Raw genomic sequence first — 7185 nt, 5'->3', positions numbered from 1 at the left:
CACGCTGGAAGGCGGCGACGGCGGCGACCTGATCCACGGCAACCAGGCCGACGACGTCATGGACGGCGGCCTGGGGAACAACACCCTGCTCGGCGGCCAGGGCAACGACGTCATCGAGGGCGGCGACAACGCCGACTACATGCTCGGCAACCTCGGCGCCGACACCCTCGAGGGCGACGACGGCGACGACACCATGCTGGGCGGCCAGGGGAACGACCTGCTTGACGGCCAGAGCGGCGCCGATCTGATCTTCGGCGACCTGGGCGACGACCAGATCTTCGGCGGCGACGGCAATGACTCCATCCAGGGCGGCGACGGCGCCGACTCGGTGGCCGCTGGCCAGGGCGCCGACTTCCTGCACGGCAACGCCGGCGAGGACTACCTCGACGGCGAGTCCGGCGAGGACACCCTGCTGGGGGGCCAGCAGAACGACCGGCTGTTCGGCGGCTCGGGCCACGACCTGCTGCAGGGCAACCTCGGCGCCGACACCCTGGAGGGCGGGCTCGACAACGACACCCTTTCCGGCGGGCAGGACAACGACGACCTCCACGGCGCCAGCGGCGACGACGTGTCGTTCGGCGGCCTGGGGGCCGACGAGATCTTCGGCGGCTCGGGCGCCGACACCCTGTGGGGCGAGGCCGACGCCGACCGGCTGGACGGCGACTCCGGCGCGGACGTGCTCAACGGCGGCGACGGTGTCGACAACCTCACCGGCGGGATCGGCGCCGACACCCTCACCGGCGGGGCCGGAGCGGACCGGTTCATCTTCTCCGCCGGCGCCTCGACCGTAGACGAGGCGGACCTGATCACCGACTTCGCCGGCGACAGCTTCTGGGTCGGGATCCAGGGGACGGCGGCCAACTATCTGGAGACCTCGGCGGCGAGCTTCGCCGAGGCCACCACGGCCGCGCAGGGCCAGATCGGCGCCAACGCCAAGGACATTGTGGCGGTGCAGGTCGGCGCCGACGTGTACCTCTACATCGACTCCGGGGCCAACAGCCTGGGCGCGGTGGTGAGGCTGCAGAACGTCAACCTCAGCGGGCTGAGCGAGGCCAGCTTCCTTCTGAACTGACCACGGGGCCAGGGCCGCGCGAGCGGCCCCGCCTTACGTCGGGGTGGGGCGCAGCAGCCGCTCGCGCCACTCGTCCTCGCAGATCATGATGTAGCGCGGCTCGGCCAGCCGGCGGACATAGGCTCCGGCCGCTTCCAGGGCTTGGCTCTGGGTTTCGAACTGGCCGATCTCGAAGGCGCGCTCGTCGAGCAGGACCCAGCGCGCGCCGACCGGGAACAGTGTCATGTCCGACATGGCGACCTCGTCCCCGTCACTGTGCCGCGCAAAGGGTTAAGGGGCCGTTAGCCTTTCCTTAAGGCCAAGCTGCTTCGCGGGCGCGGCTCGCGCGTTGCGGCGGGGCATGACCTTCGCCTCCCACACCGTCCAACTCGGCTCCGGCCGCTCGCTGCATCTGCACCTGAATGACGGCGCCTCTGACGCCGGGGCAGCGCCGGGGGCGCTGCTGATCCACGGCGCGCTGGCGACCTCCCACGACTGGCTGAGCGGGCCCGCCGAGGCCCTGGCCCAGGGCGGCCCCATCGCGGTGGTCGATCGCCCGGGCCATGGCTCCAGCCGCCGGCCCAGGTTCGCCGCAGCCCCGCGCCGTCAGGCCGCTCAGATCCGCGACGGCCTTCGCGCGCTGGGCGTGCAGACGCCAATCCTGGTCGGCCACTCGTTCGGGGCGCTGGTGGCGCTGGCCTTCGCCGAGCAGTGGCCGGAGGAGGTGCCCGCCCTGCTGCTCGTCGGCCCGATCGCCTATCCGGAGGTCAGGCCCCTCGAACACGGCTGGCTCGGGCCCCGCTCGGCGCCCATAGTGGGTCCGCTGATCGCCGAGGCCGGACGCTGGACGGGCGATGCGCTGATGCTGCGTCTGGCCCAGCGGCTGATGTTCGCCCCCGACCGGCCGCCGCCGCATTGGCTCGCGACCTATCCCTACGGCCAGGCCCTCGATCCGCGGCAGACGGTGGAGGAGGGGGAGGACGCCGCCAGCCTGCTTCCCGCGGCAGGACAGGCCGTTATCGACTTCCGCCGGATCCGCGCCGAGGTGGCGATCATCGCCGGCGAGGCGGATCTGGTGGCTGATCCGCGCCGGCATGCGCGGCGGCTGCACGCCGTGCTGCCGGGCTCGCGGCTCACCCTTTTGCCTGGCGTCGGCCACATGGCGCACCACAGCGAAGGTGGCGTGATCGCCGCCGAGCTTGACCGTCTCCGCGCCGGTTGCATGGCCCCACGAACCGGCTTGGGAGTTGCGTTTCGTCGAGGTAAGGTTGGCCTCGCGAGCTAGGGTGGAAAGAGCGAAGCCCTGAAAACTGCCGGCAAACGCGAGCGCCGGCGCGATCTTCCGAAAGAGCACTTGATGGAAAGCGGTACGGTAAAGTGGTTCAACACGGCGAAGGGCTTCGGTTTCATCCAGCCTGACAACGGTGGACCTGATGTCTTCGTGCACGTCTCGGCCGTGGAGCGGGCCGGGATCGGCGCGCTGAACGAAGGCGACAAGGTGACTTACGACCTCGAACCGGACCGCCGGTCCGGCAAGATGGCGGCGGAGAACCTGACGGTCACCGAACAAGGAACCGGCGGCGGCGGCGGCGGCGGTTTCGGCGGCGGCGGCGGCGGCGGCCGGGCGCGTGAGCCCCGTGGCGGCGGCTATGGCGGCGGCGGCGGATCGCGCGGCGGCTACGGTGGTGGTGGCGGCGGCGGCTACGGCGGCGGCGGCGGCGGCGGCTACGACAGCGGCGGCGGCGGCGGCACGGGCGAAAGCGCCAGCGGCACCGTGAAATGGTTCAACTCGACCAAGGGCTTCGGCTTCATCCAGCCGGACGGCGGCGGCCAGGACGTGTTCGTGCACATCTCGGCGGTCGAACGCTCGGGCCTGGGCGCCCTCAACGAGGGCCAGACGGTCACGTTCGAACTCGGCCGCGACCGGCGCACCGGCAAGACCAGCGCCGAGAACATCCGGGTCACCGGCGAAGGCGACGCCTCGGCCCGCCCGCGCGCCCCGCGCCGCGAGCAGGAGCGCTGGTAGGTCTCTCAAGGCCCACCGCCTGACGCGGAAAAGATAAGGCCCGCCCTCTCGCCGAGGGCGGGCCTTTTTTCATAGCGCGCGGGCGGACTATTTCGCGGCGGTCTCCGACTTGACCGGTTGGGCGGCCATCGGCGGGCGGCCGATCCAGATCTGTCCGCTCTTGGCCATCACCTTGCCGGTCTGGTCGAACAGGGCGACGCCGGAGAAGTACTTGCGGCCCTCGTTCTCCTGCGCCCAGGCCAGGACGATGTAGTCCTCGCCGGCCTTCGGCTTCTCCAGCACCTCGCCGGACATGGTGCCCAGGAGGCCCACCGGCGTGCCGGTCTTGATGTACCAGGCCATCGAGCCGGAGCAGTCCAGGGCGCCCCAGGTGATCTCGTCGGGCATCCGCCCGTCGGCGTTGGCGAAGTTGGCGTGCGGGCGCCAGACGCCGGCGCAATGGCCGGCCGGCGCGCCCTCGATCTGGCCGACGAACACGCCCAGGCCCTCGCCGTCGTCGCGCTCGACGCAGCAGGAGAAGCAGCCGCGGTGCAGCGAGCGGGTGGCGAAGGGCGAGGTGGCGGCGAAGCGGCGGGCCTCCTCCAGGCTCGGCGGGGCCGGCGGCTCGGGTATGGCGCCCTCGGCGAGCGGCTTGGCGGTGGCCAAGAGCTGGCCCTCGGCGTTGGTCAGGAAGGCCTCGCCGTCCTCGCCGTGGGCGAGCTTGTGAGCCTGGTCGACCAGCACCCCGGCTCTGAGCATGGCGGTGCCCTTGCCGCCGACGGCCAGGGCCATGACGCCGCAGATGTAGCCCCCGTTGGCGGTGACGGGCGGTCCGCGGAACTGCCGCGGGACGAAGACCTCGGACATCAATCAGTCCCTTGAAATGGGGCGGGCGCCTGCCCGCGGACGAAGTATGGGCGTCGAGCCGCGCGGCCGCGAAATGAGCGGCGCCCGTACCGGCAGATCGGTGAACCCCCGGACCTCGACGGCGAATCTCATAGCCGCGGGGCCCGGAAGCGACAAGCTGGGCCGCGGCTACTCGCCGGGCGGCTTGGTGGTCATCGGCGCGTCGGGATCGGTGACCGGCGGCGCCGCCTGCCTGATGACGATCGGCGGCTCCACCGGCGGCGGGACCACCGGGGTCGGGTTCAGCGCCACGGCCGGCGGGGCGACCTCAGGGGCTGGCGGCGCGGCGGCCGGGGCCGACTCCGCCGCCGGGGCGCTGGCCAGCCGGGTGGGGGCCGACGTTCCGGCGCGGGCGGGCCGGGGCGCGACGGCGGCCGCGGCCATGGGCCGGCTCGCGGTCTGCGGCGTCGCCGCCGGCGCAGAGGCGAACTCCGTCGGCGCGGGCGCAGCGGGCTCGGCCGGCAGGGCCGGCGCTTGCGCCGCCGGGGCGAGCGCGGCCTGAGCCGGAACGGACGGCGGCGCCGGCTCCCGGCCCATCAGCACGAAGGCCGCGGCCGCGCTGGCCGCCACGGCCGCGCCGGCGCCGATCAGCATCGGCGTACGTCCGAGGCCGCGCCGCGCGGTCCGGGTGCGTGTGGGAGCCGCGGGAATGGCGAAACCGGCGTCGGCGGCCGGCCGCGCCGCGGGACGTTCGGGGACGGGGATCTGCCGCTCGGCCGAGGCCTCACGGGGCGGGACGGCCGGGCGCGGCGGCGGGACCGGCCGCGGCGGAAGCGACGGACGCGCGACGGCGGGCTGCGCCGGGCGCGGCTGGGCGGCGGTGATCGGCGCGCCGGTCAGCAGGGGACCGGGCGGGCTCGCCGCAGGGGCCGGCCGGGGCGCCAGGGCCGAGCCCATCAGGATGCCGGCTCCCGGCTGCACGCCGGGGGTGGGCGTCGGCACCACGATCGGCGTTCCCCGGATCGGGGCCGCCTGCGGCGCGGGGGAAGAGGCCGGCGCGGTGGGGTTCCGAGCCGGCGCCGCGCCGGGAATGGGCACGGTGATCGGCGTCAGCTTGGGCCTGGGCGGCGGGGCCGGCCGCGGCGGGGGCGCCGCCTTGGGCAGCGGCCCGACGCGCATCGGCGCCGCCTTGGCCTGTCCATAAGGCGTCCTGCGCGCGAACGGGTTCGGCTTGTCGTCCGGATCGGAAGGTGACGGCATTGGTGTCCTGCGCCTGGAGCGGCGGCGCCTGGTTGAGTCCCCTTGCCGCGAGTGATGCACGTCCTCGCGGCGGCTGGTCAATCCTCGCGAGGAATTGGCCGGTTCCGTGGCCGTGGCCAAGGTCAGTTCGCCGCAGTCTTCCGCCGCCCTGCCCAAGCGAGGGGTTTGACGCTAGGTTGGCGTCTCGCGGAGCGGGGACCGTCGCCATGCCAAAGCTCTCTCGGGTCGGCCTGATCGGCTTCGGCCAGGTTGGCCAAATCCTGGCGCGCGAGCTCGCCGCCGCCGGCGCCGCTGAGATCGCCGCCTTCGACGTCCTGTTCGCGGATCCGGAGAGCGGGCCGAGCCGCGCGCTGGACGGCTGCGCGGCCCGCGACTGCGCCAGCGCCGCGGAGGCCGCCGCCGGCGCCGAGCTGGTGATCAGCGCCGTCACGCCGGCCCAGGGGCTGGAGGCGGCCCGCGCCGCCGCCTGGGGCGTCGAGAAGGGCGCCTACTACCTTGACCTCAACTCCGCCGCTCCCAGCCTCAAGCAGCTCAGCGCCGGCGCCATCGAGGGCCGGGGCGGGCGCTATGTGGAGGCCGCGGTGATGGCGCCGATCGCCGAGGCCAGGCTCGCCGCGCCCATGCTGCTCGGCGGCCGCTACGCCTCGGCCTTCCTCGATCTGGCGCGGCCGCTGGGCTTCACCGGGGCCACCCTGTTCTCCCAGCAGGTCGGCAAGGCGGCGGCGGCGGAGATGTGCTGCAGCGCCATGCTGCGCGGCTTCGAGGCCCTGCTCGCCGAGGCCCTGCTGGCGGCCCGCCGGCACGGCGTCGAGGCGACGGTGCTCACCGCGCTGACCGATCTGGCCCCCGCCGCCGACTGGCCGGCGCTGGCGCGCGAGATGATCGCCGGCTCGCTGGAGGGCGGCGCCCGCCACGCCGCCGACCTCTCGGAGATCGCCCGCACCCTGGAGGAGGCCGGGGTCATGCCGCTGATGACCCGCGCCGCCGCCCGCCGCCACGACTGGGCCGCCGCCCTCGGCCCGTCCGCCGATGACGAGGACCTCGCCGCCGCCCTCGACCGGGTGCTCGGCCGCATCGACGAGGCCTGACCGCCGCCGTGGCTGGACCGCGCCGGCTTCGCATGGAATAGCCCGGCTATGTCCGGGGTCGGAGATCTGAAACGCCTAGCCGGCCAGGCGGTGAGCGCGGCTGACCGCTTCGGCGACCGCCTGGGGGGCTTCGGCGAGCTGCTGCGCGCAGTCGGGCGGCCGGTGGTGCGCTGGATGAACCAGGTCGGCATGCCCGTGGCCGAGCAGTCGCGGCTGGATGCCCGCACCTACGGCCAGTGGGCCGGCGCCTTCGACAGCCTGGCAGCCGAGGAGCGCAGGGGTGTCGCTCGGGCCATGGATGCGCTGCCGCGGCGGCCGGTGTTCAGCCTGGTGGCCCTGGGCGAGGCCGACGTGGCGAGCCTGAAGGGACAGATCTACAGCGACTGGGAGCTGATCGTTCCGGCCGGCGCGGCGGACGAGGACCCGCGCGTCCGCGCCGCCGCGCCGGGCGCGTCGGCGCAGGAGGCCCTGGCGCTGGCGCGGGGGCACTGGATCGGCCTGCTGGGCGAGGGGGTGAGGCTGCGGCCGCATGCGCTCGCCGCCGCCGCGCTGGCGCTGCAAGGCGCGCCCGAGGCGGAGCTCGTCTTCGCCGACGAGGACAGGCTCGGGGCCGCCGGCGAGCGGCTCGAGCCCTGGTTCAAGCCGAGCTTCGATCTGGAGCTGATGCTTGGCGGCCAGGATCTGGTCGGCGGCGGCCTGGCCCTGTTCCGCCGCGAGGCGATCGCCCGCGTCGGCGGCCTCCGCGAGGGAACCGAGGGCGCCGAGGCCTACGACCTGGCCCTGCGGATCGCCGGCCCCGCGCCGCGCCGCGCGCTGCACCTGCCGCTGGTGCTGGCCCATCGCCTGGGCGATGCGCCGGGCGCCCTGGAGGCGCGCCGCCGGTGCGTGCAGGCGTTCCTGGAGGCTAATCCACTAGCGCATGGGACGGCGCAGGT

General features: G+C 74.4%; 7 protein-coding genes and 1 pseudogene. 5 read left to right on the top strand and 3 right to left on the bottom strand.

Features of this window, described 5'->3' with window-relative positions; translation table 11 throughout:
• Positions 1-1072, top strand: a 1072-nt coding sequence (locus tag VHK87_RS08105; protein ID WP_329634396.1) for a calcium-binding protein, incomplete at its 5' end; no start/stop codon positions are given.
• A 33-nt stretch (positions 1073-1105) separates the two neighbouring features.
• On the opposite strand, the gene VHK87_RS08100 is transcribed toward VHK87_RS08105, so the two are convergent.
• Positions 1106-1306 (bottom strand): hypothetical protein, encoded by a 201-nt coding sequence (locus VHK87_RS08100; RefSeq protein WP_329634395.1) that lies wholly within the window; start codon positions 1304-1306, stop codon positions 1106-1108.
• 106 nt (positions 1307-1412) lie between these two features.
• Between VHK87_RS08100 and VHK87_RS08095 the strand changes: the two genes are divergently transcribed.
• Positions 1413-2336: an alpha/beta hydrolase gene (locus tag VHK87_RS08095; protein ID WP_329634394.1), complete on the top strand. Its 924-nt coding sequence runs from the start codon at positions 1413-1415 to the stop codon at positions 2334-2336.
• A gap of 72 nt (positions 2337-2408) precedes the next feature.
• Positions 2409-3077, top strand: coding sequence for a cold-shock protein (locus tag VHK87_RS19470; RefSeq protein ID WP_414694131.1), 669 nt, complete (start codon positions 2409-2411; stop codon positions 3075-3077).
• 87 nt (positions 3078-3164) lie between these two features.
• Here the strand turns inward: VHK87_RS19470 and VHK87_RS08080 are convergent, their stop codons facing one another.
• Together VHK87_RS08080 and VHK87_RS08075 are read right to left on the bottom strand one after the other, a co-directional pair.
• On the bottom strand, positions 3165-3923 hold the full coding sequence (locus VHK87_RS08080; protein ID WP_329634393.1) for a hypothetical protein: 759 nt from the start codon (positions 3921-3923) through the stop codon (positions 3165-3167).
• 168 nt (positions 3924-4091) lie between these two features.
• Entirely contained in the window at positions 4092-5162 is a 1071-nt protein-coding gene (locus tag VHK87_RS08075; protein WP_329634392.1) for a hypothetical protein, read from the bottom strand.
• A 206-nt stretch (positions 5163-5368) separates the two neighbouring features.
• On the opposite strand from VHK87_RS08075, the gene VHK87_RS08070 reads away from it, so the two are divergent.
• Entirely contained in the window at positions 5369-6250 is an 882-nt protein-coding gene (locus VHK87_RS08070) for a DUF1932 domain-containing protein (protein ID WP_329634391.1), read from the top strand.
• Between the two features lie 48 nt (positions 6251-6298).
• A pseudogene (locus tag VHK87_RS08065) lies at positions 6299-7185 on the top strand (hypothetical protein); the annotation flags it as partial.

The sequence above is a fragment of the Phenylobacterium sp. genome (assembly GCF_036263695.1).
Taxonomy (GTDB): domain Bacteria; phylum Pseudomonadota; class Alphaproteobacteria; order Caulobacterales; family Caulobacteraceae; genus Phenylobacterium.
This window is presented reverse-complemented; position numbering and strand designations above follow the sequence as displayed.